38 protein-coding genes and 1 pseudogene are annotated in these 26,441 nt (G+C 60.9%); 22 read left to right on the top strand and 17 right to left on the bottom strand.

Features of this window, described 5'->3' with window-relative positions; genetic code table 11:
• Positions 1–21: 21 nt before the first annotated feature.
• From WJU18_RS17580 to WJU18_RS17500, 17 genes and pseudogenes are all read right to left on the bottom strand, one after another.
• Positions 22–990 carry a lambda exonuclease family protein gene (locus tag WJU18_RS17580; protein ID WP_423454331.1) on the bottom strand — a complete coding sequence of 323 codons (969 nt, stop codon included), beginning with the start codon at positions 988–990 and terminating at the stop codon, positions 22–24.
• Positions 953–1,726, bottom strand: coding sequence for an ERF family protein (locus tag WJU18_RS17575; protein WP_423454329.1), 774 nt, complete (start codon positions 1,724–1,726; stop codon positions 953–955). The genes WJU18_RS17580 and WJU18_RS17575 overlap by 38 nt, the downstream gene beginning before the upstream one ends.
• Positions 1,723–2,184: a hypothetical protein gene (locus tag WJU18_RS17570; protein WP_423454327.1), complete on the bottom strand. Its 462-nt coding sequence runs from the start codon at positions 2,182–2,184 to the stop codon at positions 1,723–1,725. The genes WJU18_RS17575 and WJU18_RS17570 overlap by 4 nt, the downstream gene beginning before the upstream one ends.
• Positions 2,185–2,426: 242 nt before the next feature.
• Entirely contained in the window at positions 2,427–2,732 is a 306-nt protein-coding gene (locus WJU18_RS17565; RefSeq protein WP_423454325.1) for a hypothetical protein, read from the bottom strand.
• Entirely contained in the window at positions 2,729–2,905 is a 177-nt protein-coding gene (locus tag WJU18_RS17560; RefSeq protein WP_423454323.1) for a hypothetical protein, read from the bottom strand. Before WJU18_RS17560 ends, WJU18_RS17565 begins: the two co-directional genes overlap by 4 nt.
• A gap of 259 nt (positions 2,906–3,164) precedes the next feature.
• A complete protein-coding gene (locus WJU18_RS17555; protein ID WP_423454322.1) occupies positions 3,165–4,046 on the bottom strand; it encodes a hypothetical protein in 882 nt (293 codons plus the stop codon).
• Between the two features lie 441 nt (positions 4,047–4,487).
• Positions 4,488–4,706 (bottom strand): hypothetical protein, encoded by a 219-nt coding sequence (locus WJU18_RS17550; RefSeq protein ID WP_423454320.1) that lies wholly within the window; start codon positions 4,704–4,706, stop codon positions 4,488–4,490.
• A 10-nt stretch (positions 4,707–4,716) separates the two neighbouring features.
• Positions 4,717–4,935: a hypothetical protein gene (locus tag WJU18_RS17545; RefSeq protein WP_423454319.1), complete on the bottom strand. Its 219-nt coding sequence runs from the start codon at positions 4,933–4,935 to the stop codon at positions 4,717–4,719.
• An 11-nt stretch (positions 4,936–4,946) separates the two neighbouring features.
• Positions 4,947–5,174: a hypothetical protein gene (locus WJU18_RS17540; protein WP_423454317.1), complete on the bottom strand. Its 228-nt coding sequence runs from the start codon at positions 5,172–5,174 to the stop codon at positions 4,947–4,949.
• On the bottom strand, positions 5,161–5,433 hold the full coding sequence (locus tag WJU18_RS17535) for a hypothetical protein (protein ID WP_423454315.1): 273 nt from the start codon (positions 5,431–5,433) through the stop codon (positions 5,161–5,163). Before WJU18_RS17535 ends, WJU18_RS17540 begins: the two co-directional genes overlap by 14 nt.
• Before the next feature lie 732 nt (positions 5,434–6,165).
• Positions 6,166–6,651, bottom strand: a complete 486-nt coding sequence (locus tag WJU18_RS17530; RefSeq protein ID WP_423454313.1) for a hypothetical protein — start codon at positions 6,649–6,651, stop codon at positions 6,166–6,168.
• A 73-nt stretch (positions 6,652–6,724) separates the two neighbouring features.
• Positions 6,725–7,003, bottom strand: coding sequence for a hypothetical protein (locus tag WJU18_RS17525; protein ID WP_423461141.1), 279 nt, complete (start codon positions 7,001–7,003; stop codon positions 6,725–6,727).
• Positions 7,004–7,114: 111 nt separating this feature from the next.
• Positions 7,115–7,252 (bottom strand): annotated as a pseudogene (locus WJU18_RS17520) (DUF4124 domain-containing protein); the annotation flags it as partial.
• A 22-nt stretch (positions 7,253–7,274) separates the two neighbouring features.
• Entirely contained in the window at positions 7,275–7,724 is a 450-nt protein-coding gene (locus WJU18_RS17515; protein ID WP_423454312.1) for a hypothetical protein, read from the bottom strand.
• Between the two features lie 148 nt (positions 7,725–7,872).
• A complete protein-coding gene (locus WJU18_RS17510; RefSeq protein ID WP_423454310.1) occupies positions 7,873–8,313 on the bottom strand; it encodes a helix-turn-helix domain-containing protein in 441 nt (146 codons plus the stop codon).
• Between the two features lie 954 nt (positions 8,314–9,267).
• Positions 9,268–9,585: a hypothetical protein gene (locus WJU18_RS17505; protein WP_423454309.1), complete on the bottom strand. Its 318-nt coding sequence runs from the start codon at positions 9,583–9,585 to the stop codon at positions 9,268–9,270.
• 105 nt (positions 9,586–9,690) lie between these two features.
• On the bottom strand, positions 9,691–9,903 hold the full coding sequence (locus WJU18_RS17500) for a hypothetical protein (RefSeq protein WP_423454308.1): 213 nt from the start codon (positions 9,901–9,903) through the stop codon (positions 9,691–9,693).
• Between WJU18_RS17500 and WJU18_RS17495 the strand changes: the two genes are divergently transcribed.
• From WJU18_RS17495 to WJU18_RS17390, 22 genes are all read left to right on the top strand, one after another.
• A complete protein-coding gene (locus WJU18_RS17495; protein WP_423454306.1) occupies positions 9,902–10,165 on the top strand; it encodes a hypothetical protein in 264 nt (87 codons plus the stop codon). The genes WJU18_RS17500 and WJU18_RS17495 overlap by 2 nt on opposite strands.
• Positions 10,166–10,181: 16 nt before the next feature.
• Complete coding sequence (locus WJU18_RS17490; RefSeq protein WP_423454304.1) at positions 10,182–10,463, top strand: CII family transcriptional regulator; 282 nt, start codon at positions 10,182–10,184, stop codon at positions 10,461–10,463.
• A gap of 282 nt (positions 10,464–10,745) precedes the next feature.
• On the top strand, positions 10,746–11,942 hold the full coding sequence (locus WJU18_RS17485) for a DNA-methyltransferase (RefSeq protein ID WP_423454302.1): 1,197 nt from the start codon (positions 10,746–10,748) through the stop codon (positions 11,940–11,942).
• A 56-nt stretch (positions 11,943–11,998) separates the two neighbouring features.
• Positions 11,999–12,973: a DUF1376 domain-containing protein gene (locus WJU18_RS17480; protein WP_423454300.1), complete on the top strand. Its 975-nt coding sequence runs from the start codon at positions 11,999–12,001 to the stop codon at positions 12,971–12,973.
• Positions 12,930–13,532, top strand: a complete 603-nt coding sequence (locus WJU18_RS17475; RefSeq protein WP_423454298.1) for a hypothetical protein — start codon at positions 12,930–12,932, stop codon at positions 13,530–13,532. Before WJU18_RS17480 ends, WJU18_RS17475 begins: the two co-directional genes overlap by 44 nt.
• Positions 13,529–14,068: a hypothetical protein gene (locus WJU18_RS17470; protein WP_423454297.1), complete on the top strand. Its 540-nt coding sequence runs from the start codon at positions 13,529–13,531 to the stop codon at positions 14,066–14,068. Before WJU18_RS17475 ends, WJU18_RS17470 begins: the two co-directional genes overlap by 4 nt.
• Positions 14,065–14,265, top strand: coding sequence for a hypothetical protein (locus WJU18_RS17465; protein ID WP_423454295.1), 201 nt, complete (start codon positions 14,065–14,067; stop codon positions 14,263–14,265). The genes WJU18_RS17470 and WJU18_RS17465 overlap by 4 nt, the downstream gene beginning before the upstream one ends.
• A complete protein-coding gene (locus WJU18_RS17460) occupies positions 14,262–14,711 on the top strand; it encodes a hypothetical protein (RefSeq protein ID WP_423454293.1) in 450 nt (149 codons plus the stop codon). Before WJU18_RS17465 ends, WJU18_RS17460 begins: the two co-directional genes overlap by 4 nt.
• Positions 14,704–15,036: a hypothetical protein gene (locus WJU18_RS17455; protein WP_423454291.1), complete on the top strand. Its 333-nt coding sequence runs from the start codon at positions 14,704–14,706 to the stop codon at positions 15,034–15,036. The genes WJU18_RS17460 and WJU18_RS17455 overlap by 8 nt, the downstream gene beginning before the upstream one ends.
• On the top strand, positions 15,033–15,371 hold the full coding sequence (locus WJU18_RS17450) for a hypothetical protein (RefSeq protein ID WP_423454289.1): 339 nt from the start codon (positions 15,033–15,035) through the stop codon (positions 15,369–15,371). The genes WJU18_RS17455 and WJU18_RS17450 overlap by 4 nt, the downstream gene beginning before the upstream one ends.
• The gene (locus tag WJU18_RS17445) at positions 15,368–15,823 is read left to right on the top strand and encodes a hypothetical protein (RefSeq protein WP_423454287.1); all 456 of its coding nucleotides are present in this window, start codon (positions 15,368–15,370) and stop codon (positions 15,821–15,823) included. The genes WJU18_RS17450 and WJU18_RS17445 overlap by 4 nt, the downstream gene beginning before the upstream one ends.
• Positions 15,820–16,317, top strand: a complete 498-nt coding sequence (locus WJU18_RS17440) for a hypothetical protein (RefSeq protein ID WP_423454286.1) — start codon at positions 15,820–15,822, stop codon at positions 16,315–16,317. Before WJU18_RS17445 ends, WJU18_RS17440 begins: the two co-directional genes overlap by 4 nt.
• Before the next feature lie 34 nt (positions 16,318–16,351).
• Positions 16,352–16,543 carry a hypothetical protein gene (locus tag WJU18_RS17435; RefSeq protein ID WP_423454284.1) on the top strand — a complete coding sequence of 64 codons (192 nt, stop codon included), beginning with the start codon at positions 16,352–16,354 and terminating at the stop codon, positions 16,541–16,543.
• A gap of 39 nt (positions 16,544–16,582) precedes the next feature.
• Positions 16,583–17,587, top strand: a complete 1,005-nt coding sequence (locus WJU18_RS17430; RefSeq protein WP_423454283.1) for a terminase small subunit — start codon at positions 16,583–16,585, stop codon at positions 17,585–17,587.
• Positions 17,571–19,298 carry a terminase gene (locus WJU18_RS17425; protein ID WP_423454282.1) on the top strand — a complete coding sequence of 576 codons (1,728 nt, stop codon included), beginning with the start codon at positions 17,571–17,573 and terminating at the stop codon, positions 19,296–19,298. The genes WJU18_RS17430 and WJU18_RS17425 overlap by 17 nt, the downstream gene beginning before the upstream one ends.
• A 7-nt stretch (positions 19,299–19,305) precedes the next feature.
• On the top strand, positions 19,306–21,639 hold the full coding sequence (locus WJU18_RS17420; protein WP_423454280.1) for a hypothetical protein: 2,334 nt from the start codon (positions 19,306–19,308) through the stop codon (positions 21,637–21,639).
• A 73-nt stretch (positions 21,640–21,712) separates the two neighbouring features.
• A complete protein-coding gene (locus WJU18_RS17415) occupies positions 21,713–21,994 on the top strand; it encodes a hypothetical protein (protein WP_423454279.1) in 282 nt (93 codons plus the stop codon).
• 236 nt (positions 21,995–22,230) lie between these two features.
• Positions 22,231–23,274, top strand: a complete 1,044-nt coding sequence (locus WJU18_RS17410; protein WP_423454278.1) for a hypothetical protein — start codon at positions 22,231–22,233, stop codon at positions 23,272–23,274.
• 10 nt (positions 23,275–23,284) lie between these two features.
• The gene (locus WJU18_RS17405; protein ID WP_423454277.1) at positions 23,285–24,577 is read left to right on the top strand and encodes a N4-gp56 family major capsid protein; all 1,293 of its coding nucleotides are present in this window, start codon (positions 23,285–23,287) and stop codon (positions 24,575–24,577) included.
• 61 nt (positions 24,578–24,638) lie between these two features.
• Positions 24,639–25,118, top strand: coding sequence for a hypothetical protein (locus WJU18_RS17400; RefSeq protein WP_423454275.1), 480 nt, complete (start codon positions 24,639–24,641; stop codon positions 25,116–25,118).
• 61 nt (positions 25,119–25,179) lie between these two features.
• Entirely contained in the window at positions 25,180–25,764 is a 585-nt protein-coding gene (locus tag WJU18_RS17395) for a hypothetical protein (protein ID WP_423454273.1), read from the top strand.
• 59 nt (positions 25,765–25,823) lie between these two features.
• Entirely contained in the window at positions 25,824–26,429 is a 606-nt protein-coding gene (locus tag WJU18_RS17390) for a hypothetical protein (protein ID WP_423454271.1), read from the top strand.
• Positions 26,430–26,441 lie beyond the last annotated feature (12 nt).

The following is a 26,441-nucleotide window of genomic DNA, read 5'->3' as shown; positions in this document are numbered from 1 at the left end:
GGTTTCGGTCACGGTTTTTCCTTAGAAAAGATCAGGGAGGAGGGCGGCGGCTGGGGTCGCCTTGGGTACGGCCGCGGGCTTGGGCTGCGTAGCGGTGGGTACAGTGCGGTACCCTGGTGTTGGCACAGAAGCGGCGGGCACGATCGGCAAGACGTCGACAGCCTCATCTTTAGGCCGCCCGGTCATCTTTGTGGGCCGGCGCAGGATTTCCAGGCACCGATCCACCAGGCGCATGAAGCCAACCAGATCGGATTCCAGCGCCTCTATCGCGTTGTCGTCGCGGTAGATCCGCTTGACGAACAGATCTTTGCCCACTGCCTCCAGCCAGGGGCAATAGACGATCAGATCGCACCACAGGCGCCCGGTGATCCAGAGGCCTCCGTTGATCTGGTCGATGTATTCCAGATGGGCAGTTTCGGGGCTTTCCCAGACCTGGCCCAGCTTGTCACAGGCCAGTGGGCACTTGATTTCAACCAGCCCGTCATCGTCCACAAAGCCGTCGGCGCTGTAGCCAAACCGCTCATCGTCAGTCAGGATCAAGCTGACTTCTTCCACCAGGGCGCCTGTGCGCCGCTCGTAGACCATCCGTGCGCGGGGCTCCAGTTCTCGCCCGCGGCGCATGGCGTAGGTGACGAATGTTTCGTCCAGCGGCTCCCGGCTGATCGTCTCCATGGCAATCAGCCATGCGTACTTGATCGCGTCGGCTCCCGGCTCTTCGGTTGCCTGGCCTTGGATGGCCTTGGCAATCGCTCCGGAGGTGGGTTTTGCCTTGTAGCCGGCCATATCCCGGGCTTCCAGTTCCGGAAGACCTGAACGAATCGCGTTCACGTAGGCCAGTTGCTGCCCAGACAATGCGCCGACTTTCTGGCGGGCATCGGTGAACCGCGAGGCCGTGGCCACGCCGCATCGGGCGTGCAGCCAGTCTCGACTTCCTGCGGATAGCTGAGCACGATCATCGCTTGAGCTCCATTCGACGCAGGGCGACGGCATCCTTGAACTTGTCGTAAAGGTTCCGGTGGTCTTCGAACTCACCAAGAATGTTCGCCCCCTCGCGCCAAAGTCCCAGCGCCGCGGCGTCAGTGGCCGCACTGGGGATGCGCTTCATCAGCTTGTTGAATGCGTCGAGGACTTCGGCTGCTTGTGGGTGGACGCCGGCAGCGCCGTTCCCGTCGTCGTCATCCTCGCCGACTGCGACGTTGAAGATGTCCTTCAAGAGATACCGTTTGCCGTAGCTCTTGCCGGATCCCACCGCGTGGGTCTTGGTCATCACATCGCCGCCCTTTGCGCCTTTCCCGTCGGCTGGGATGTCGCAGTGGTAGGTACGGGTGTGCCCCGCGGCATGGGACACGTAGCACAGCACCCGGACGTAGTTTTCGGGAGCACCTTCGCCCTCATCGAAACTGAGCGAGAACCCATGCGCGGTGTAGATCGGCCGCAAGTGCCGGTCAAGTTGCGCATAGGATGCGTACTGGCTCCTGGTCTGCGGGTTCGTAGAATCGGCGGCAATTCGGCCCATGCCGGCCTGCGCGGCCACCATCGCGGCATTGAAGTGCTGCTCGGCATCCCGCGAAGAGATTCGCTCGTGCATATCCAGCAGGCGCTCCATCTTTCCGATGTCCACCGTTGGATCGTGTGCGGCGCCGATGATGGCTTGGATCAGCGCCGATGTTTCCGCGTGCACCGCCGGCAGAGTGGTTTGTGGCCGTTCTTCCAGGACTGCGCTCATAGCAACCTCTTTAAAGTGAGCGCCCAAACCCATGGATTTGCATCCCATGAGTCTGGGCCGTTGATGCTTTCCCACAGTGACCGGAAGCTGTTCACGGGGCTGCGGAAGCACACCCCAGCATTGGCATCCAGGTAGTTCCGCCAACCGCCGCCCTGGCGCTCAATGCCTTCGGCGATTGCGTCGGCTTCGCTGATGGCTTGGATTCGCTCCAGGCGCACGCTGGTGATTTCGCGCGTGATGCGGCTGGCCGCACGCGGCATGAAGATGGCGGGGCGTTTCCACCAGCAAGGAATTGTTCCGGCGGTCCGCGTGTAGGGCGCAAGGCTGCGGCCATCTGCAGCGTAGGCATACTCGTGGCCGCCCTCGTGTGTCATGTCCACGAAGTGCCACTCGTCGCGGCCCTTCTTGGCGGAGAAGCGGGTTTCCCAGCGTCCCCAGGCGATGAATGTCTCCTTCACCCACAGGCGATCTCCGGGCCCGCCATAGGGACAGGGCGTCGGCGCTGATCGCCATTCGTGTGAGGTGCTGCTCGGGGACTCCAGTACCCACCCTTGCGGCGTCGTTGATGTGCTGAGCCCCGAAAATTGGAGACTCAGGCCCTGGTCCAAGTCCAGCCACTTCACCTCGCGCCGGGTCTGGGTCTTTGCTTCTGCCAACAATCCGCGAACCATTGGAGTCTGAAAGAGTAGGGGAGTCCATTTCATCGCCGCGTACCTTCGAGATACATGGCGGCCGCGCGCACTCGGCTCAACTGCTCCTCTGTCAGGTTTGGATTTGCTTCCTTGGCCGCTCGCACCCATTCCTCGACGCGGGCATCGTCAAAGCTAGCCTTGGCATCTTTGATGGCTGTTGCTTTCTCAAGGGCGATGGCGCCATCGGCTTGGCTATCCGTGGGGCCGCGATCAATGGCCGGGCCGACTACGGCCAGGAGCAGCGTAAATGCGATGACGATGCCCCAGAGCGCGATGTGAGTTGTCACAGTGCCGGGTTTCAGATCTCGAATCATCTCCATCCCTCCAGGCGTCCGGTGGACGCCAAATATTGCTGTTGTGCGGACAGGTCGCGCTCATACTGCTGGCGCACTCGGGCTTCCCGGATCGCTGGGTAAGCGATGTCGGCCGCGATAAGCTCTTCTTCGCTGGGCCCCTTTTGGGCCGGCGGCTTTTCTATGTTTTCCATCAGGTTCTCCAAAGAAAAGGCCCTCGCGTGGAGGGCCGGGTTTAGAAGGGGATTCCGTCCGCCGGTGGTCGGCGCCAGGAGATGTGACTCAAGAGGGGGTCATCCTTCTGGGGGTGTTGCTCCCAGAGTTCGCGGTACCGCCTCACGATTGGCGGCTCATCGTGGTACATGAAGCCGATGCCGTCGTAGATACGCGCTTCATGATGCGCTCTGCGGTATGTCTCCCGGGTCCAACGAAAGCGCTTGGCCATACCCGCCCTCAGTCGTACTGCTCGCCCGCAGCGCTTTCAACTTCGTCGGGGTCCATGTCCACCTCAAGGCGGGTGCGGCCCACGTACATAGCCATAAGGATGGAGTCGAAACGGCTGATCACAGTGGGGCGGGATGCGGGCGTGATTTGCTTGTCCTGCATCTTGAGGGCGTAGACGTCGCCATCGCCGTTGACGTCCAGCGAATAGTGCGCGGAGTACTTCCCGTTGCCCACGCCATAGCCACGCCCCGGGCTGGGGTTGCTGTCGAGATACAAGTGGCTGCCGCCGTATTCGCTCTTCTCATAGAGTGCGTAAAACGCGCCGCCGTCCTCGCGGTTGAAGCCGTCGCGGGCAGCCTGCAACAGTTCGGACAGCTTCATGACGGCGGGCGTGTCGGGCATGACATCCTGAACTGCCTTCGCCAGCGCTACGTTGATGGCTGCAGCGTTGCTTCCGTGCACGGCGCTCGTCAGGGCTTGGTTGAGTACTTGCTGGAATTTCGCCATGTCATCGAGCTCCAGGCCGTGCGGCAATCCTTCGGTCAACTGCGCCTCGATCTGCTTGCGAAACTCGCTTCTGTATCCGGTCGCACTGTTGATGGCGTCCTTGATCGCCTCGCCAATGGCTTTATCCAAGAGCGGCTGGACGCGCTCCGCGCTCACCGCTTGGCTGAGGATGCTCGGGAGGTCAAGATTGATAGTGATGTCCATAGTGCTTCCAGAGACAAAAATGCCCTCGGGGGGAGGGCGGTTGTGAATAAAGTGCCGGTGCCACCGAAGCGGCATGCCTGGGGAAAGGAGGAGGGAAGGGAGGAGGAGGTATTCCCAGGCCCGGCGTGAAAGGGTGATGGCGGTCAGGGCCGCGCGGGATTTTTCATAGCAGCCGCGCATGGCGGCCTAGTTCCAGTCGGCGCCGGTTCCATGACAACGCGCCACGCTTCTTCAGCGCATTCACCATCAAGGGCAGAGACTGCCGCGAATTTGTCCGGCTAGACCGGAGTCCATCAGGGCCGCCGCCACTGCGCTTCACAGTCCCTGCTCTTGATGATCCTCGGCCTTTAACGTCGCCGAGGTCGGACGACTGCCTTACGAGCAGCAATCGGCGCAGAAGCTGACGTGCTGCGCGACTCCGCATCCCTCGTGGACATTTTGAGGCCGTCTTGAAGGATGAAGTCATCCAGCCTTTTCTTTGATGGTCCCCGCTGCTCTCCCGGGGTGGTCACACGAATGAGAATGCACTGTTGCTTGCCTGCGGACTGAACCACTCGGCTCATGCTGGCGTATCGTGTATTGCCGCTGCTCTTTTGGCCCTGCTACGGCAGGGCGGTGGGGTTAGTCAGCTTCTGCCGCGAGTGCGGTGTTTTTGTGCTTTGCGGCTGCAATGAACTGCGCGAAGTCCATCGCAGCAACATTTTCAATGTCAATCCGCATGTGCTTCAGGCATTCGTCTTTCGCGCGCTCAAAGTACGCATCTGGTGATTCCGATGGGTGCTTAGAAATCATGTAACCCGCAATCTTTTCGCGAGCGTTCTCTGCTGCGTATCGATCCATCTTTCTCTCCTTACTGGCCATTGGCGTTGTTGATGGCGGCGCGGGCCGCGCAATCTGGGTTGTCGCAGGGGCCGGGCGAGAAGTCCTTGCAGGCGCCGCGATCACAGGGTGGCTCGCATGGCTGATCGTTATCGGCCCACCGCTTCACCCCGTCCAACTTCGAATACCAGCGGCGCATAGTTCCGCGCTTCAGATCCATTTGGAGACCGAAGCCTGCTGTGATTGCCATGTCTTGCTCCTTCAGTCCGGCTGCGCGGCAGACCGCCACACTTCCAGCATGTGCGCCATCCATTCCGGCCCGACCCGATCCACCGCATAGGCAATGGAGTCGCCGGGAGCCAGTTCACGCATTCGCCCAGATGCCAGGGCGACATACAGCAGCTCGCCCTTGGAGAGGGCGCCTGTCCGCCTGCAGTCCCCGTTCCATGCCTCCTGAGCGATTTCGTCCAAATGTTCAAGCTGCGGCATTTTGTTCTCGCTGCCGATCGGCCTCGCGGGCTTGCTTCTTCAATTGCAGCATCTGGACCTTCGAGCGCTGGCGATCGGCTTCCAGGGTCGCAATCTCCGAGTCGAGCGCAATCCGGTCTTGCAAGCTGGTGGGCTCGCCGTGCACGAAGAAGAGTTCTTTGCGTCGAAGCCGAAGCGCCACCTTCTCGAAGAGCAGTTGCTTGTTCACTTCGCGTTTCATGGCCAGTTCAGCGATTTGGTCCTCAATGGTTTGGGTCATACATGGCTCCAGAAAAGCAAAAGGGCCACCCGTGACCCTTTTGTTTCGCCCCTCGTGAGAAGGGCTCGCCGCGATTCCAAGCGGCATGACCATTACTTGTCTTGGGCGTCTACCCCTCACCTGTTCGTAGTCGTGTACCGCGCTTTGGCGGACTGACACTGCCCGGACTGACAGCGATACCCCGTTACCCATGGGGCTCCATTTGCCGGACGAATGAGCGGGTCACTCAAGCAACATCGGCTACAACTTTTGAATGGTCATGACGGGCAGCGGCGCGATGACAGGAGCCCCATCAACACCGCCAAGCAGAGCCGCCATTCAGACGGATGCTCAACCCCAGCGCCCGGTAGCCCCCGGGACTTCTCAGCCTGCCTCGCACTCGGTTCGTCTCGTGCTTGCTGGGTGTGTTGTTGGGATGAATTATCCCCACATATGGGATTATGTCAACCCATAAATGGGGAGAGCGTGTAGAATTTGCCAATCCACGATCACGCGGCCAGCCCAGTTCGAGGCATCTCGCCACGCAGAGGCCAAAAAGAAACCCGCCACTGGGGCGGGGCTAGGAGCACGGAATGTTGAAGCTAATACTGCCGCGGATCGCTGCGCTCAAGGCTGGAGTGGGCAGTGCATCTGGATGCGATGTAGGCGTGTCCGTCGCACAAGCCTATAAGGGCTGCAAAGAGGAGCTCAATCGCTATCGGGTGGAGTTGTGACGTGTTGCGCGGGCTGACTCTAACTTCTCGCAACCTTGCTGGCGGAATGCTTGGCCATGACGTCGACGATGGCGGAGATATCGTTCAGCCTTGCCTTGACCCGATCTGGCGTGAGGCGGTTTTCGGAAGCAAGCTGGGCCAGCAATGTGGAGTAGATGACCTGATGCTCCAGTGGCTGTACTGCCATTTGGCGCTCAAGGCGAACGCGCCAAGCCTCAAGGGCGACCTTAAGTGCCTGGTCGCGAAGATGGCGTCGACTTTCGGATCGCTCTTTAAAGCACGCCGCAACGACCGCAGGAATCGCGCCCGCAAGCACGCCGCCCAAGGCGAACAAGCCGTTGATGACGGCAGGATCCAGACTCATGACCGATGTTCCTCTTTTTATATAAGGCCTGACGCCGACATCATCATGCGGCCGCGTACGGATCCCGCCAATGAAACCGATGTTGTTTGGTGAAGGTGGCAACATCTGGTTCACGGTAGCAATGAGCTTGGCGACCGGCATCCATGGCCCACCAGCGTGCGCGGCGAGGGGTATTCTTCAAATCCACGGCGAGGAGGCCTGCGGGTTTCATCTCTTAGCGGCAGTTAGCAAATCCTCCGGCTTCAGTGCAGATGTTCCATTTGTCGGCGTTATTTTGCTTTTCCAAAGCTTGGGTGCGCTTGTTATAGGCATCGGTCTCCGTCATGCTGGGTCCAGGCCAAGGGTTGTAGCCGCAGATGCTGGCTGCTTTAGCGCGTTGATCATCAATGTCTCGGGCTTTGGCTGCGCCGGAGTGGACTGAAGCATTCTTGATCGCCTGCTTGCATTCATAAGTCTGTTCGCCGCTTGCGGCAGGCTCGCCTCGCGTAACCATAGGTCTCAATGGGCGGCCCCTCGTGGACTCTTCTTCGTGCCTTTGACGGATATACCGCTCCTGTCGCTCCCAATCCATGCTGGTGTCGATGCTGTTCTCCCGAAGTTGGATAACCCCACCGGAGGAGCCTGTAACACACGGCTTGTCGCTGTAAGTGAATCGCCCATCAGGGCCCTTGCACTTGTGGGCTTGCGCATGCGCTGTGGCGCAAGAAAACAAGAGGACTAGGAGCAGTGAAATTCCTCGCATCACCATCTCCGCTTGATTGATGCTAGCGAACCCATTTTTCAAAGTCGGCGGATAGGTGCGCGCATGATTTGGCGATCTCGTTGTAATCCGTATCCTCGACATTCGGGCGCCGCTTGAATGCCAACGGACTATCTCGAAGTTGTTCAAACGCGTAGTAGGCTGAGTAGATCGGATGCAGGTGATTGCCTGCGGAGCTTTGCAATATCTCATGGAGAGATAGGCGCAACATGGTTCGTCCGACTCCTCCGCGAGTGAAATCGTCGCAGTACTCCATCATCTCCAGGACCTGTTCCGAAGGAATGGATGCGCCCTGACTTTCAACGCACTTCGCCCCAAGACTGCATTTGATATTGAAGGCGCCCGCGCTATGAGTGCCGCACATCAAGGATGCGGTCAACATCCAGAGCGAAGCATATTTAACTGTCGAGCGCGTGGCGACGCGGACCGAAATCAAACGGGCTATATGGCGCAAGTTCCCTCCTCACACGGGATGGTCGTCTCAGCATCATAGGGCGAACTGGCTCAAGCGCTCGATTGGTGGAAATCCTTAGTTACAAGTATTAACTTCGTGTCACTTTTGGCATATGGTTGCAATCGGGGTTGTCCAATCGAAATCAACTTCAAGCTGCCTCTTTCCCTAGCAGATTGCCTCCCCCCGATGCATCTTGTACCCCCATGGCCTGAAGTACACGTGCACGCGTTTCCGCATCGCCGGGGGCAACTGCCAGCAACCCCAGATCCTCTGAAAGAGCTTTCCTTGCCGGCTGAGGCAACTGCGCAATAGTGGCAATCACCAGGCTTAAGGCTTGCTCCACTGAAAGGCGGCGGTCATCCATCCCAGGTGGTCGCAACAGCTCCCAGGGGGCGACACCGACTGCGGTGGCCAGGGCCTCAATGTGATCGAGGGATGGATTGCCGTCATTCGCAAAATAGCGGCCAACGGTCGACTTGCCCACACCGCCTTTTGTGGCTTTCGCCAGCGCAGGCGCGGACCCCAAGCCCTTCTTTATTCCGAAGGCCTTGAGGTTACTCACGAATAGGTGGAGCAACGAATCAGACATAGAAACCCATAAACGGGATTGTGACGCCATCGAAGGACCATATACGGGTTGACGTTTACCCATAAATGGGGAAGAATGCTAGCCTATGAATAGCATTCTTTCTCCTCTCATCGAGCGACTGAGATCGGCGGGTCCCTCTCGCTGGGAGGCAATTGCAGCGGATGCTGGCGTTGCAAAGACACTGCCTCGAAAAATAGTCTATGGCGACCGCGGCAACCCTGGTGTGCGGACTATTCAACCGTTGTTTGACTATTTCGCAGCCATTGATCGGGGAGAGCGAGCGCTTCCGCCTCTCGCCACCAAAGAACCCTCCCAAGCAGGGGAGGTGGCCCATGGATGAGGACCCCAAGAAACAAGCGATGGCGCGCTTGGGTAAGCATCTCGGGATTCTCGATTCTGCCGGGCGCCCTCCAACTGGCATGCTCGGTCGCGTCTGGGCATGGCTGACGAGGAAGCAAGTTAATTCCACGTCCCCAGCCCCAGACGCGCCACGTTCGACGCAGGCGGCAGACAAGTCGCAAGAGCGGCGAGCGCTTCGAATTTTGAAGACGGCATCCAAGGAAGGGCGACTGCACGCCGATGATTGGTCCCGCCTTGTAAGTCTGGCCCAAGCTCTGATGGCCGCGCGTCGCATCGAGAGTGGATGTCGGGTCATCAGTTCCACTCGGGTAGAAGCGGACGCCTTAATGATGGCGGCGGGGTATGAGCTGCCACCCGAACCCGAAGAAGGTGCACCGGAGATGGCGTCTCCTCCGCGCCCGCCTAAGACTCCCGCGGGTGGGGTGGAGGCTGCCAAGCGGCAGCTTACTTCTGGGGCGGAACAGCTCGCTAGAGCGTGGGCTGAAGTCTCTGTAGCCCGCACTGCATGGGAAATTGGCGCCTTGATGCGCGCTGAAGCGACTCGGCGCAATGTGGACGCTGCATTCCAGGCGATGCGATCCCCGGAAGTGGAGGCTATCCGCCCGGGGCCTTGTCCGCGCCGAGCATCCAGTCCAAGTGCCCCTTCATGCGCTGGAATGTGCTCTTGCCACCGTCCACCAGGATGCCGGGCTGAGCCTGCATCTGGGCAGCCATCCGCTCTGCCAGAGCAGCAATCTGATCCCGATCCGGCGAACTCAGCATTACGGCCCGGAGCAGAAGCATGACGGCCATCCTCTGTGCCGCGTTCTCCTCTACGTTGCCTTCCAGCATCTCCAACCGGTCGGAGAGTGAGCGCACGAGTTCCAGGTTGTACTGCAACGCTTCCGTCAGGTGCCGGATGTCTTCGTTCATGGCTGGGGCCCTTCCTACGAGTGGTTGGTGGAACCCTCATTCTAGAAAGGCGCCCTTGGCCGCCATAAAGGGGAGGGGGCGTGCTGCTCAGAAGGCGAGGCCATCTCAATCCTCGTCTTGGGGAGGGTTGTCCGCAACCCGCATCTGCAAATCCACCGCCCACTGTGAGCCCGACATCCAGGCCGCAGCCGTATTGGTGGGGCGATGGTCGAGGGTGCTGATGTTCACGCTCACCGGTGCACCAAACAGAGCCTCCAGCGCCTGCCCAACTGCGGACTCGATGTCCGCCGTGGAGTGATCTTTGAAATTCGTTGCCATGAAACCTATCCCTTTCCTGAAGATGCCCAAATCGAGGGCGAAATTTCTGCTTGCCGTGTGCACCGAGATATACGGCCGCCGACCCTTCACCCTCGACGAGGCAATGAACGTCTACTTCCAGGCCGTCGGCTGTGAGGACGAGGGAGCAGTGGTGAATGCCCTCTGCTCGTGGTTGAAGGATGGGCGATCTTTCCCAACTCCAGCTGACTTGCGCCTGCTGATCGAGTTCAGCCCCGCACAAGGGCAGGCCTCCACTACCTGACTTGGTTGAAATCCCCATGTCTGAAGTCTCTCCCGACTTGCGTGAAAGCGCACGCAAGATCGAAACCATCCTGCGCAACTCCCTTGCAGAGTTTGGCCAGGCCCGTGTGGCCGACAAGATGAACGTATCTGAATCCACGATCTCGCGGATGAAGAGCGAAGACATCGAGCGGATGGCCATGTTCATCGCGGCCATGGGTCTGCGCGTGATCGGTCAGGACTACCGCGTGATCAGCATCGCGGATCTCAATGCCCTGCGGCACTTCGCCGCGAGAGGCCTCCCTCATGTCGGACTTTAAGGAGCAGGGCATGAGCAAATGTTGCGAGAACCTGGGCATCTGCCAGTCCATTGGCTGCCAGGGCTGTCCCTATCCCTATTTCCCTGGTGGCCAGCCGAATTGGATCAGGCCCGAAGACCGACAGCCAGAGGAGCCTCGTCTCACAAGTACCTGCATTGCTTGCAAGAAGGAAAAACCCGTCGGAGCCTTCACTGGCTGGCGACTTAAGTGTGATTCGTGTGTGGAGGCAGCTTGACGCACTTTGAGATTCATCAGGGCGATTGCCTCGAGGTGTTGGGCTCCATGGCCGATAACAGCGTTGACTCAATCGTCACCGATCCCCCGTACGGACTCACTAACAACGGCGGCGGGCCCAGTGCGGCCGGAAAGAGTAGCCCGGCGGGCCGCGCCCAGGCTGGCGCTGCCCGCGGCGGCTTCATGGGCATGAAATGGGATAGCGCGGTTCCACCGATGGAAGTATGGCGTGAATGCATACGAGTCCTCAAGCCGGGCGGCTACTTGCTGTCCTTCTTTGGTACGCGCACCTACCACCGTGGCGTTGTCAACATTGAAGATGCAGGCTTCGAAGTGCGGGACCAGATCGGCTGGGTGTTCGGTTCGGGTTTCCCGAAGTCGCACAACGGCCGGTGGGGTGGCACGGCACTGAAACCCGCATGGGAACCTATCGTCGTTGCCCGCAAGCCGCTGATAGGCACTGTCGCGGAGAACTGGGCAGAGTGGGGCACTGGTGCGCTGAATATTGATGGTTGCCGGATTGGAACAGATGCTGTCGGCTGGGGCGGCAGTCGCGGCGGCAGCGATGACCCTACTCAATCTGGTGGGCGGAACTACCGACTAGGAGAAGGCGAGGCTCGCCCGGTGGAAGGCCGATGGCCAGCCAATCTGATCCATGACGGAAGCGACGAAGTGTTGGCGGCCTTTCCGACGGCGCCAGGGCAACTCGCCGACGCAAGCACCAACTCTGAGGCACGCAAGACTCAAAACGTCTACGGGGCATTGCGCCGCGGGCGCGGCGATGAGCCGAGCGCACACAGCGAGAACTCCGGCGCCGTCGGATTTAGCATGAAGCCAGGCATGCGGCGTCTGGATAGTGGGAGTGCCGCCAGATTCTTCTACTGCGCTAAGGCAAGTCGCCAAGACCGAAATGAAGGCATGTCCGATCCTGGGCCTCAATTCAAGAAAGGTTCGACGTTACGTGACGCCGAGAACCTGATTGCCAACGGCGAGCGCAAAGGTAACCACCACCCGACGGTGAAGCCCACTGAGCTGATGGCCTATCTCTGCCGCTTGGTCACGCCAGCCGGCGGCGTGGTGCTTGACCCCTACATGGGATCCGGCTCAACCGGTAAAGCATGCATGCAAGAAGGCTTGCGATTCATCGGCATCGAGCGCGAGTCCGACTACATCGAAATTGCCCGCGCCCGAATCGAGCGCGCCCAGCGGCAAGGCCATCAACCATCCCTGTTGGAGGTGGCGTGACGGAATGTCTCGAGCCTTTGACGCCCGCAGATTGCGACCTGCAGGACTTTCCGTTTATGCCTCTGATGGTCTTGCGCCTACGCAAGTCCAAGGCATGGGTGAAGGCCCGACGCAATCCCGCGCTCGGCTTCTACATGCTGAACCTCTGGATGGCGGCTTGGCACGAGGTGCCGGCCGGCAGCCTGGACGACGATGACGATGTGCTCGCAGATGCCGCCATGTGCGACCCTTCGAAATGGGTGAGAGTGCGCGAAGACGTGTTGCGCGGTTGGGTGAAGTGTTCGGACGGCCGGCTCTATCACCCCGTGGTAAGCGAGCGCGTGCAGGAGGCATGGGCATCTAAGCAGGAGCGCCGCAAGCGCGACGAGCACGAACGCGACCGAAAGCGCCTCGAACGAGAGGAACGAGCACGCCTGTTTGATGCGCTCAAGTCCGCCGGAATTCACAAGCCATGGAACACCAATCTGGCGGACCTTCGAAAAGCTGTCCACGACCTGTCCGGCGGACAGGTGCCGGACAGTCCAGCACCCGTCCCCGACCTGTCGCGGCTAAGAGAGGGACAGGGAGAGGGAGAGGGATACGGAGAGGGACAGGGAGACTCTAGTTCCGTACCTACCGGTACGGACGGCGCTAGCGCGCCGCCACCATCACCTGCGCCACCTCCGCCAGCCCCGCCGCCGACCTCGACCGACTACGAGGAGCGAAAACGTGCCGCGTGGAACGGCGCGAAATCGCTACTCCATGCCGCAAGGATGCCGAAGGCGCAGACAGGCACGTTCCTCGGGAAGCTGGCGCACGACTACGGCGGAGACATCCTGATCGAGGTCATGGAGTCAGCCATCGTGCAGCGTCCCGCCGAGCCCGACGCATGGATGAGGGCCGCATGCCAGCGAGCGGCTGGCCAGCGCGCCCCAGCCACCCGAACCCAAACCGCCCAAGAGCGCCGCATGGCCACGATGCGCGGCCTTTCAGACCCTGGAGATGACGATGAAACACGCACTATCGACGCTGAATCCCACTTCGTTGGCTGAGGCCAGGCCCATCCCTCGAAAGCTGATTGCCGAGGTTTTCGATCGCCTGCAGGCTCAACTCGGCGGGAAGATGGCCGATCTGTACGCTGGCGCGGATCTCCGGCTGGTGCAGGACGAATGGGGCGCCGGCTTGGCGGGTTTCCAGCCGAAGGAGATCGAACGCGGGGTGGCGATGTGCCGAGAGCGTGCCTTCGCGCCAACGCTGGGCGAGTTCCTGCGCATGTGCAGGCCCGCCGTGGATCCGGAATACGCATGGCTGGAGGCGGGCGACTGCCTGCGCCAGCGGGATGCCGGGCTTGTGGGTGATTGGTCTCACCCGGCAGTGTGGCGCGCGGCATCGAAGATGGGCCCTGAGGTGCGCAGCGGTGATTGGCGGGCGCACCGCACGCGTTGGACATACAACCTTCGCCGCGAACTGGCGGCCGGCTGGGGAGAGGCACCGCCGAGACCTCTGCCGGCCATCACGCACAACGCCACGACGCGCGGGCCGACGCCTGCAGAGCGGGCAGCGATGGCCAGCCTGAGCATCCGCGCTCGGCACCAGGAGGGCGCGCAGTGAAGCGCCTGAACGTCAACCGCGTGGCCGATCTGCGCGCGAATTCGATTGTCGACCCCGTAACGGGCTGCTGGCACTGGCAAGGCGGCATGCACAAGCAGCGCCCACGGATCTACACCGTCGATCACGACAAGGGCGAAAAGAAGATGTTGAATGGCTCGTCGGCCGTCTGGAACATCGCATTGAGCCGCGGCACGGGTGGGCGAATTCCCTACATGCGCTGTTGGTGCGCCGATTGCGTGGCACCCGATCACCTGCGGAGCGCGTCCGACCGGGCGGAACTCGGGCGGGTGATGGCTCAGTCTGGGAAATTCAAAGGTAGGACAGGCAATCGGCTGAAGTCCTTGGCAATGGCTCACGCCGCGAGGGGCATCGCGCCCACCCCGGATGCCGTGGTCGTGGAGGTCTTTCGCGCGGAAGGCTCCATCCCGGATATAGCGCGGGCATTTGATCTGGCTGCGGATGTGGTTGCACGCATTCGCCGCGGAGCCTCGCGCCGAAGTGTGCTGATCGCCGCAGGCCTGCTGGAGCCGGCATGAGCACTCACGACGACAAAATGCGGGATGCCGAAGCGCGCGAATGGATCCAGCGCGTGCGCAAGGAAGGCCATACCCGGGCCGACGGGAACAAACGGTTGCTCGAAATCCTGGGCGACATCGCCAAGCGACGGGGCAAGGCAGCCGCCGCTGACCTCAAGGCACGCGTCGAGCGCGAATTGGGGAGGGAACTGCAATGATGATCCTGGGAATAGATCCTGGCGCCAGCACGGGCGTGGCCACGTTCATCGATGGCCAACTCACCAGCCTGGAAACATTCGAGCCGTATCAGGTGGATAGGGTAATTCGTGGCCGGCAGCCGGGCCGCGTCATTTTCGAGGACTCGCGCCTGGAGAAGCGCGCCTGGAACGCTCGCACCAAGGGCGCATACGGCGCAGCGCTCGCCACGGCCAGGAGTCTGGGCCAGGTTGACGCCTGGTGCAGCCTGATCACGGCGGTATGCGCGGATCTGAATATCCCGGCCCACGGTATCAGCCCGGCCGTAAAGGGCGCCAAACTGGACGCTCCAGCCTTCAGCCGCGTGACTGGGTGGACTGAGCGCTGTAACCAGCATGAACGCGATGCGGCGATGGTGGCATGGCCTTTCCGGCGCTCGGCGACGTCAAGAGGGGGAGTCCGTGGCTGAAAAATCGGAGCCGAACCGCGCTATCGACTTCCTGCTCGAGCACGCGAACAAGTACGCCCAGGCCAAGGCCGACCGGGTGCACCTGGAGCAGTTTCGCAAGTCCAAGAAAGCCATCCTGATGAGCGAATGCAGCGAAAAAGCATTCGCCGCCAAGGAAATGTATGCCTACAGCCACCCCGATTACACGCAGTTGCTGGAAGGCCTGCGCGAGGCTGTCCGGATTGAAGAGGCGCTGCGCTGGCGGCTGACTGCGGCCCAACTCCGGGTCGAGGTCTGGCGCAGTGAAAACGCGAACAACCGCAATTTGGACAGGACGATGCGATGAACCTCCCTCCCATCGATGCCACCCAGACCAACATTCTGGCCCTGCCGGTGAAGCCGCGGCCGAGCCCGGAAGAGGGCGCCATGCTTCAGCCGGTGCCCTATGGAAAGTGCGAGCATGTCTTCACGTCTTTCGAGGTGGACGTCAAAGCCGGGAAGTGCCGCTGCAAGGCCTGCGGCGAAGAGGTGGGCCCCATGTTCGTGCTCGACCAACTGATGAAGGCGGAAAGCCGATGGATGCGCACACTGGCCGACTACCAGGACTCCATGAAGCGGTTGGCCGAACGTTCGCGTTGCAAATGCGATCACTGCGGGAAAATGACGAGGATTCACCGATGAAGCGCACAGGATTCAAGCGCAAGGAACTGCCGCCCCGCGCTCCGGTGGTCTACGCGCCGTTGGCTAAGCCCGCCAATTACGCCAGGGTGAGCGCCAAGCCGGCTGCGTCCGTCAAAAAGGATAAGCCTTTCCGCAGCAAGACATACCGGAAGATCGTCGCAAGCCTTCCCTGTATCTGCTGCGGAATGCCCGGAATCAGCCAGTGCGCGCACACAAATACCGGGAAAGGCACTGGTCTCAAAACCTCCGATCTGGATTCCTTTCCACTGTGTTCCTGCCAGCCCAGACGCCGCGGTTGCCATTCCAAGTTCGACCAAGGCGCACTTTTCACCAAGGCTGAGCGCCAGTTGATCGAGCCGGCATGGGTGGCTGACACCCAGCGAAGGATTCAAGCCATGGGTCTATGGCCAAAAGGAATTCCCCTGCAACTCCCCAACGAGGCATCAGCATGAGCACCGCCGAGAGCCAACCCATCCCCAGCACCCAGCGTATTTATGAAGCCGTGCGCGAGTTGCGTGCCCAGGAGCAGATTGCTACACGCGAGACCGTGGCGGAACTCACCGGCCTGAAGCTGTCCATCGTGGACGATCGGCTGCGCGCCCTGGTGGATGATACAAAGCTGAAGCGCCTACTTAGAGGCATCTACGAGCTTGTGGAGACATTCCCGCCGGCACGGTCAATGAGCAAGACCATCATGCCCAATGGCACAGTGAAGATTGAGATCGGCGATGATGTATTGGAATTGACCCCCACGGAAGACCGTAGCCTGGCTCTGCTTCAGGCCGGCGCCGCGACCCAGGCAGCCGCCATCGAGACAGGCAGGCAGCATCTTTTCCTCGCAACCGAACTCGCAGCCAAGGTGGAAGCCCAGGGCCGGGAGATTAAAGCGCTGAGGGCAGAAATCCAGAAGGGGCCCGCCTCACGCCAGGGCAGTTTGCTGGAATGACAAGCCCTCAGAATAGGCCAGGAAGGGGGAAGCCATGCTCTTCAGAAAATTCAGGATCGAACGGTTGGATCGCCAGGTGTACAAACTCCACGGCCAAATCCTGGTGGAGTTAGCCGAGCTACAGTTCACTGGCAGGCAGACCAGCGCGCGCTATGTGGCATTGTGCGAGCGTCTGGAGCGCATTCAAGCCAAGCTGAGGAAGTTTGAGTTGGATAGCCCAGCATAGGGCTTTGATAGAGAGCCGAGCGCCGGAAGACTTCCGGCCATGGCCCAAAAACCAGCAGGCAAGAAGCCTGCCCCCCGCAAGACCCCTAACTCCAAGCCCGCTGCTCCGAAGAAGAGGGCCGCAGGCAAAGCTGTGCCCGCGAAAGCCAAGCCACCAGCGAAGAAGGTAACCAAGGCGACCATCAAGGCTCCAACTAAGCGCAAAGCGGCTGCGACGAAGGCTACACCCCTCCCCAAGGATAAGCCTCAACTCGGCCTGACCGATAAGCAGCAGCGGTTCATTGAGGAGTACTTAGTTGACCTCAATGCCTCCCAAGCGGCGATTCGTGCTGGATATAGCCCTGATACGGCCGGCTCCATTGGGCATGAGAACCTTAAAAAACCTGACATCCAACTTGCCCTTCTGAATGCCCGAAAGGCGCAGCAGGAGAGGACAAACATCACCGCTGATGGAGCGCTTCGTGAAGCTTGGAATGTGGCAACGGCAGATGCGCGGGAGCTTGTGGAGTTGAGAGTGGGTTGTTGCCGGTGCTGCTACGGCGAAGGCCACAAGTACCAACGCACCATCGGCGAACTCAACCGAGACCGAGAGGCTTGGGTAGAAAAGGGCAAGAACCCGGCCGAGTTTGATGAAGCGGGCGGCATTGGCTTCAATCCATTACTGCTACCGCACCCGTCCTGCCCCATCTGCGGCGGCGACGGGCAGTCTCGCGTGGTCCTCAAGGATACCCGCTCCATGAGCGAGAAGGCCGTGGCGCTTTACGCTGGAGCCAAACAAACCCAGCACGGCATCGAGATCAAGCTGAACTCCAAGTTGGATGCCTTGGAGAAGGTATTCAAACATCTGGGGCTCTACGAGAAAGACAACCAGCAGAAGACCGACCCGCTGGCGGCTCTGCTGCACTCCCTGGCCAACGGCAACGGCAACGGCTTCAAGCCCGTGGCCGTGGATCCAGAAGGCCCGGCCGCATCGCAGGCCGCCAATAGCCTGCAGCCGCGCCAAGACGTGGCCGACGAGGACTCAGGCAATGGCAACGAAGACTAAGCGCCAAGCGGTGCCCGTGGAGGCCGGCACGCTGGAGGAGGACGATGGCGCCATCGACGTGGCGAGCGGCGGCCATGTGGACGAGCAGCTCGGCCATCGCTGGGACAAGGCCGTCCGCCGCCCCAAGCGCGGGCCGCACATCGTTGCGCACCCTGACCATATCCCCACGAATGCCGAAGAGCTGGCGCGATGCCTTGCTGATGCCGAGTGGCGCCTTTTCTCCGGCTGCCTGTACCAGATCATCGTCAAGAGTGAGGATGAAGAGGGCGAGTCGTTCGTCATGCCGTTCAAGCCCAACAGGGCGCAGCGCCGCTTCATCATGCGGCTCTGGCATCGGAACATCATCCTCAAGGCCCGCCAGTTGGGCTTCACGACGCTGATCGCCATCATGTGGCTGGATCACGCGCTGTTCAACGGCAACCAGCGCTGCGGCATGATCGCCCAGGATCGCGAGACAGCCGAAGCCATCTTCCGCGACAAGGTGGTGTTCGCCTATGACCACCTGCCGGCCGAGATCCGCGAGCGCTTCCCCCTAGCGAGGGCCAGTACCAAAGAACTACTGTTCGCTCACAACAATAGCTCCATCCGCGTGGCCACCAGCGTGCGCGGAGGTACCATCCACCGCCTACACGTCTCCGAGTTCGGGAAGATCTGCGCGAAGTTCCCCGCCAAGGCGGATGAGGTTGTGACCGGCTCCATCCAGGCAGTGCCGATTGATGGCATCGTGGTGATCGAGAGCACCGCCGAGGGCGCGAACGGCGAGTTCTACGATATGAGCCAGCGTGCTCAAGCGCTCGTGACCGCCAAGGCACTACTCACCAGGGCTCAGTACCGCTTCCACTTCTACGCTTGGTGGCAGGATCCTGCCTACAGGATGGATCCGGCCGGCGTGTCCATCTCACGCGAGCAGCACGATTACTTCGATGGCATCGAGCAGGCAATGGCCTGCAAAATCGACACCGGGCAGCGCGCCTGGTACGTCGAGAAGCTACGCAACGACTTCGCGGGCAAGGACGAAAAGATGTGGCGGGAATACCCGTCCACACCTGAGGAAGCCTTCCAGCAGTCCACCGATGGCAACTACTACGCCAAAGACATGGTGTTGCTGCGCAAGCGCGGTGGCATCCGCGAGATTCCAGTGCTGGATCTGCCTGTCTACACGTTCTGGGACATCGGGCGTAGTGACGGTACGGCCATATGGTTCTTACAGATTCTTGGCCAGGAAGACAGGTTCATCAACTACTACGAAGAGCATAACGAGGACTTGCGCCACTACGCCCGGATTCTGGTCGACAAGGGCTATCTGTACGGCGCCCACTTCTTGCCCCACGACGCCGCTCACAAGCGTTTGTCCGATTACAACAAGTCCACACGGGAGCAGTTGCAAGACCTGTTACCCGGCCAGACCTTCTTCGTTGTGCCGCAGATCTCTGAACTGATGACCGGCGTCTATGCCACCCGCAAGCACTTGAAGGGGTGCTATTTCGACATAGATCGATGCGACCAAGGCATCAAGCGCATCGACGGATACAAGAAAAAGTACAGCCAATCCGAGAAGCGCTACCTGGACCAGCCCGACAAGAGCAACGGTTGCACCGAGGGCGCTGACGCGCTCCGCCAGTGGGCCCAGGCCAAGGAATTGAAGCTGTTGGACAGCCTGCTGAGCGTAGGCGGCGGCTACGTCGAGGCGCCCGAACCCATTTGTATGTGAGGACACCATGAACGACACACAGACCAGTATTGAGCCTGTCGACACCCCTGAAGGGGCGCTTACTGTCGCCGAGTACCGCGAGATCCACGAGGAGATCGAGAACCAGCCGCGGGAGTGGCGGCCCATCGCGGATCGCGAGATGGACTACGCCGAAGGCAATCAACTCCGTACCGAACTGCTCCAGGCTCAGAAGGCGCTGGGCATTCCACCCAGCATGGAGAACCTGATCGGTGCGGCGCTGGAGGGTATCCGAGGGTATGAGGAATCCACTCGGACTGACTGGCGGGTTACGGCCAACGGTCAGCCTGGGGGTCAGGACGTGGCCGACGCAATATCGTTCAAACTGAACGAGGCGGAGGGCAATTCCAAGGCTGACGACGCGTGCAGCAAGGCTTTCTACCCCCAGATCGGCGTGGGCCTGGGTTGGGTGGAGGTGAGCAAGAGCGACGACCCGTTTTCCTTCCCCCTACAGTGCAAGCCCGTGAATCGGAACGAGATTCATTGGGATTGGTCAAGCGTGGAAGACGACCTATCGGACGCTCGCTGGCTGCGCCGTCAACGCTGGATGCACCCGAGCCGCTTGGCGCGTGTGTTCCCAGAGCACAAGGAGCTGATCCGCCGCTTTGGCAAGGCCGGCATTGGGTGGTGGAGTGAGTACGACGATGTTGGCTACGGTGGCGGTAGCACGGGATTGAACCGCGCTTTCGACGTTGCGCGCGAGTGGACTGTGAGCGAGGACCGCTGGTTCAATCCCTTCAACAAGGAGGTGTGCGCGACCGAAATGTGGTACCGCCGATGGGTGGATGTCGTGGTATTGAAGAGCCGCGACGGCCGTGTGGTGGAGTTCGATGAGCGCAATCCGGCGCACCTCGCGGCCGTAGCCAACCGACTGGTGGAGTTTCGTCGCGCCGTGGTGCCTCGAGTGCGCCGCAGCTATTGGCTTGGCCCGCATGCGCTCTTCGACGGGCCCACACCCTACTCGCATCGCTATTTCCCTTATGTGCCGTTCTGGGGATTCCGTGAAGAGGGTACGCGCGTGCCGTTCGGTTACATCCGCAACATGCTCTATCAACAGGACACGCTGAACAGCGGAAATAGCCGGTTGCGATGGGGTATGAGCGCCTATCGAGTAGAGCGCACCAAGGGCGCGGTGGCCATGGCTCCCGACGTCTTCCGTCGCACCGTTGGCCGACTTGACGCTGACATCGAACTGGATGCCGCTCACATGGCGCAGCCTGGTGCCCGGTTCAAAGTCGAGCGGGACTTTCAGATGAACGCTCAGCAATTGGACATGCTGGCCAACGCACGTCAGGCCATCGAGCGCGTCAACCCGGCGGCCGCCGGTGCATTTAGCGGTCGGCGCGGCACCGCAACCAGTGGCGTGCAGGAACAGACCCAAGTGGAGCAGGCTAACCAGTCACTGGCGCACATGATGGGCAACTTTAAGCGAGGCCGGACCCAGGTAGGTGAGCTTCTGATGTCCATGATCGTGCAGGACATGGGAAGGGAAGAAACTACGGTGGTCATCGAGGGCAATGCCATCCGGCCCGAGCGGACCATCGTCATCAATCACCCGGAAGAAGACGAGCTCGGTTATCCGTACCTGTCCAACGACCTGCAGCGCACTCGCTTGCTGGTGGGGCTTGAAGACGTTCCGAGCAGCCCGACCTATCGCGGCCAGCAGTTGGCTCGCCTGTCCGAAGTGGTCAAGTCTATGCCGCCGCAATTCCAAGCTGTGGCCATGCCGCTCATGGCTTCGCTCATGGACGTTCCCTTCAAGGATGAATTGGTGGCGGCGTTGCAGGGCGCGGGCGCGCAAGGGTCACCGGAGCAGGTTGAGCAGCGTATCAAGGATGCTGTGGCTGACGCTCTAGCCAAAGCTGGGAACGACCTCAAGGCACGCGAGTTGGACATGAAGGAGCGCCTGACCGAGGCTCAGGTCAAGCAGACCATGGCCCAGGCCGTTCAGACCGGCGTGCAGGCGGCCTTCAGTGCAATGCAAGGTGGTGCTCAGGTAGCACAGATGCCGATGATTGCACCCATCGCCGACGCGATCATGCAGGGCGCCGGCTATCAGAAGCCCAATCCGGGCGGAGACGATCCAAACTTCCCGACGCCCACACAGACGGCCGCCATGAACATCAAGAGCCCGTACATCCAGGGCCAAGGGCCGGAAGGCGCAGCGCTTGCCACCAATCAAGCCGGAGAGGAGGGAGCCGCGCAATCGGTGAGAGAGAACACCAGCCCGAACTTCCCGCCTGTTCCCCGTGAGGGCGGTACTGGGCAGCGGGGTATCGAGACGCTGGAGACCGATGACAACCTGAGCGCCGCCCCGGTATAGGGGTTCGGCATCGAAGGGCAGGGAGTTGCAATGGGGCTCCCTCAACTCGATCAACGTCAACAGGAGATCCATCATGCGCCGTTCGCTCCTCGCATCCATCGCTGTTGCTATCTGTATGGCTAGCGCATCCGTTGTCTCGGCGGTAGCCAGTGCGGGCATTGCCATCGCGGAAACCGTCCGGCGAGGCTGGGGCAATGCGATTGAGCGCGTACCCATTCCGTCACCAACCGCAGAGACCGAGCCCTCTGTGCTGCCCGTGGTGGAAATGGTGCGGGCACGAAGTTTCCACCTGCGACAGATCAAGCGGGAGACGCCATGCGTGATGCCTGAATGGCGCATGTGCCCCAGCGTATGACCCGCCACGCTCCAGCCAAAGCCGCCCACCGAGGCGGTTTTTTTGTGCCTGCCCGGTATAGGGCTTAGAGAAATCGGACTCCGAAAAGACAGTGACCGCCAAGCCTGACGCGGAAGCGAAGGGCGAAGCCCAATGCACGGAAGTGCTGCGGAATCAATAGCAGATGGCGCATACGTCCCAGGCGTGTGCACCGGATTGCTGGCCCTGCGGCCACGGCGATATGTGGCGGGACAGTCATGACGACATCAACTCAGGAATTCGATTACTCCAACATCAGCGGCGCTTTGACGCCGGAGCAGGCGCTTGCGGCATTGGCCGCTGGCGATTCGGGCGATACCGGCGCACTGCCGGACAACGGTGGCGAGCCCACGACCACCACTGCAACGGAAAACACCAGCGCCACAGGTGAGAACGACAGCGGCAAGCCCGCCGGAAACGAGGACGCCAATAAAGGTCCAGAGACCACTGCCGAAGCGGAAGAGGATCCCGCGAAATCCGTGGTGCTGGCGCGGGATGGCAAACACACCATCCCCTACCAAAAGTTGGTCGACGCGCGCAACGGCGAGCAGCACTGGAAAGCGCAGGCAGAAACCGCTCAACAGCAGCTGGCCGAACTGCAGGCGCAGGCCAAGGAGCGGGCAGATTCAGGTCAGGCCGCGACCAAGACTGACGTAATGGCAGCCCAAGCACAGGCAGCCATCGACGCCGGCGCGGACGCGAACCTCTTCGGAGATTTCTCCGAAGAGGCTCTGGCAAAGGGCATTCAGACCCTGATTGATCAGAAGGTGGCGGCACAGGTGGAAGCCCGAGTGGCAGAAGCCTTGAAGCCCCTGCAGGCCAGACAGGAAAAGGATGCTGCGACTGCCCACTACGAGGCCATCTACGGCAAACACCCGGACGCGGATTCGATTGCGGAAAGCAATGAGTTCAAAGCTTGGGTGGACAGCCATCCCAGTGTTGTGCGCAACGCCTATTGGGGACTTCTTGACCCCAAGACCGGCGGCACTGCCGAGCAGATCGTGGAGGTGCTCGATGCCTTCAAGGCCTCGACCACACCGAAGACCGAACCCAACGCTGCAGCCCTGAAAGCCGCAGCGAGCGCCGCCGTCGCTGGCACCAAGACCGAGCCGCCCGCAAGCCTTTCCAGCATTCCCGGTGGGCATGCCATGGGCGCTTCGGCCTTGGACCGCACGGCGGATATGTCCGGCCCCGAAATGCTCAACGCGACGGCAGGAATGTCGCCTGAGCAGATCGAGGCCTGGCTGAACCGCACCATTTAAGGAGTTCGACGTGGACACCAAGACCAACGTCCCCCACGGCGCCGAAGGCGCCATGATCCAGCAGGCCGTAGGCGTATTCGGCGTCTGCACCCAGCGCAACACACAGATGCGCCATCTCACCGGCTCCATGCCGAAGATTGACGCAGCTGTAGCTGCCGCAAAGGGCAACCAATCGAAGACCTCGATGCCCATTGTGCGTGCTGACAACCTGACCAAGAACAAGGGTGACGAAATCACCTTCAACTTGGACAACCCCATCGGCGGCTATCCGATCATGGGCAGCGAGTATGCGGAGGGCCGCGGCATCGGTATGTCGTTCACGGGCGACAAGCTGCGCGTCAACCAGGCTCGCTTCCCTGTCGACATGGGTAACACCATGACGCAGATCCGCAGCCCGTATGACATGCGCCGCATGGCCCGTCCCAAAGCGCAAAAGCTGATGAACCAGTACATGGATCAATCCATCCTGGTGCATCTATCCGGCGCGCGTGGCTACCACGATCACAAGATCGAATGGTCTGTACCGGTTGACACCCATCCGAAGTTCGCTGACATCCTGGTGAACCCCGTCAGGGCGCCTTCCAAGAACCGGCACCTCGTGGCTGGAGCTGGAAGCGTCGGCGAAGTGCAGGTGAATGCCGGGGAGCTGACCATTGCCACTACGGACTTGCTGAGCATGGACGTGCTGGATTCCGTTCGGGCCTGGGGCGACAGCATCCCGTTGCCACCTCCTCCCGTGGAATTCGACGGCGACCAGGCGGCTACGGACAGTCCTCTGCGCGTGTTTCTGGCCTCTCCGGCCCAGTACAGCACGTTCAGCACGGACCCTGCTTTCCGCGCGTTTCAGGCAAATGCCCATGCTCGCGCTCGCCTTGCCAAAGACCATCCGCTGTTCCTGGGTGATGCCGGTCTGTGGAACGGCATCTTGATCTTGAAGAACCCGAAGCCCATCCGCTTCTACGCCGGGGACACCATCAAGTACTGCGCCGACTACACCAGCGAGGCGGAATCGTCTTGCGTGGTGCCAGCCTCCTTCGGTACGCAGTTTGCGGTGGACCGTGGCTTGCTGCTCGGCGGCCAGGCGCTGGCCATGGCTTTCGGTGCGTCGGAGCACTCCGGCATCCCGTTCTTCTGGAGCGAGAAGGACATGGACCACAGCGACAAGCGGGAAATCCTGATCGGCGCCATCCTGGGTATGTCCAAGATCCGCTTCAATGTGGATCACGGCGACCACAAGGAGATCACCGACCACGGTGTGACGGTTCTCGATACCGCCGTGAAGATCATCAAGCCGCGCGGCTGATGGACTCCAGGGGCTGGTCCCGGCCGGCCCTGAATCTTTCATTATTCTCTCGGAGGCCAACATGGCAACCATCAAGAAGAAGTTCATCGGCGACCAGCAATTCGGCGGCTTCACGCCTTACGGCAACGTCACGACGCTGCGCGCCACTCTGCTAACCAATGCGGCCGGCGCCGCCATCAACTCCGACTCCACGGCCGCGATTGCCGTGAACGATGTCGTGATCCTGGAGAAGCTGCCCGAAGGCTTCCTGTTGGAAGACAGCCAGGTGATTGTGTCCACGGGCATGACCGCCACAGCGACAGGCGATCTGGGCTTCATCTACGTCGATGGCGTGGACAGTACCGAGGTGCCTCAGGATGCCGCCTACTTTGGCACAGGCCTGAATGCCGCAACGGCCGCTCGGCTTCGCAACGCCAGCGCCAAGGCTCCCGTGAAGCTTCCAAAAGAGGCCTATCTGGTTTGGACCCAAAAGACCGTGGCGAACGCCAAGGCCGCGCGCTTGGACTTCATCGTCCACGGTGAGCGGATGGGCCCGCGCTGATCAGGTAGCGGAGAAGGGCGGGCGAGTCCCGCCCTTTCTACATCATCCATAGGAATTCGACATGACCACCAATGATGTGCCTGTTACCTACTCGGGCCGCGAAGATCCGTTTGTTGATCGGATCTATCGCACGGGCCTTACCTTCACACCGGGGCAGACACGGGTTTTGCCCGGTGCGCTGGCCGCCCGCTTCCTCCGGCACGCTGACGTATTCCAGCGGGGCAAGACAGCCGAGGAGCTGACTGAGGAAGCCCAGGCCGCCGCCCAGGCTGCCGAGGAGCTTGCGCGCAAGCAGGCTGAAGCGAAGACAGAGGCCGATCGAATTGCTGCAGAGCAGGCCGCTGCAGATGCCAAACGTGTATCCGATGAGGCCGCCGAGGCTGCCCGTAAGGGGCAGGAAGAGGCTCAAGGCGACAAGAAGGATGACACCGCTGCACTGCTGGCCCGGCAAGAGAAGGAGCAGGACCAGGCGCGCCAGAAGGAAGATGCACGCTTCGCGCTGCTCGATCAGATTGATTCCATGGACAAGAAGGCCGTTGCCGAGTGGGCAATGGACCACTACAAGCAGAAGATCCCGGGCAACTTGGGCGACAAGCGGGCACGCGAGATGGCCAAGGGCTTCGTTGACCAGTACGGCATGCCATGACCCTGAAAGAGCTGATTCAGCGGTATCGACTCCTGGCCAAGGACGGGGTGGAGCCCTTCATGACCAAGACGGAAGACGTCATCGGTTTGTTCGTCGACGCCCAAATACAGGCCTGTATCCGCGGGCGCCTTCTCCGGGAAGATGAGCGGGCTGACGTTTGCCGAATCGCCCTTCAGGCAGGCACACAGGTCTACAAACTACATGAATCGGTGTATGAAATCATCAATCTGCGCCTGCTTCCTGCCTCAGGAGGCCACTCACAGTGGATTATCTTGAAGTCCCGGGAGTGGCTGGATGCCGAGATGCCGGATTGGCGCGATTGCCAGGAGACTCCCCGGTTCGCGATTCAGGACGACACCTCGTTGCGGCTGGTGGGTGCAGTCCAAACCGGAGATTCACTGGCGCTCGAGTGCTATCGGCTCCCTATGGCGGCATTGTGTGCTGAGCGTGACAAGCCGGAGATCCACGTGGCGCATCATGAGCGGCTGGTGCAATGGGTCTTGCACAGGGTGTTCAGCGTGCCGGATAACGACCTTTATGATCCGGTGCGATCCAAAGACGCAGAGGCGGAGTTCACGGCTTACTTCGGCCCGCTGCCCGATAGCGACCTGCGCCGGTCCACTCGCCATGACACCCATCACCACGTGATCGGGTACATGGCATGAAATGATTGAGGG

Source organism: Ottowia sp. VDI28 (assembly GCF_049532675.1).
Lineage (GTDB): Bacteria > Pseudomonadota > Gammaproteobacteria > Burkholderiales > Burkholderiaceae_C > Ottowia.
The sequence above is the reverse complement of the archived record's forward strand: the minus strand, read 5'-3'. Positions and strand labels throughout refer to the sequence as shown.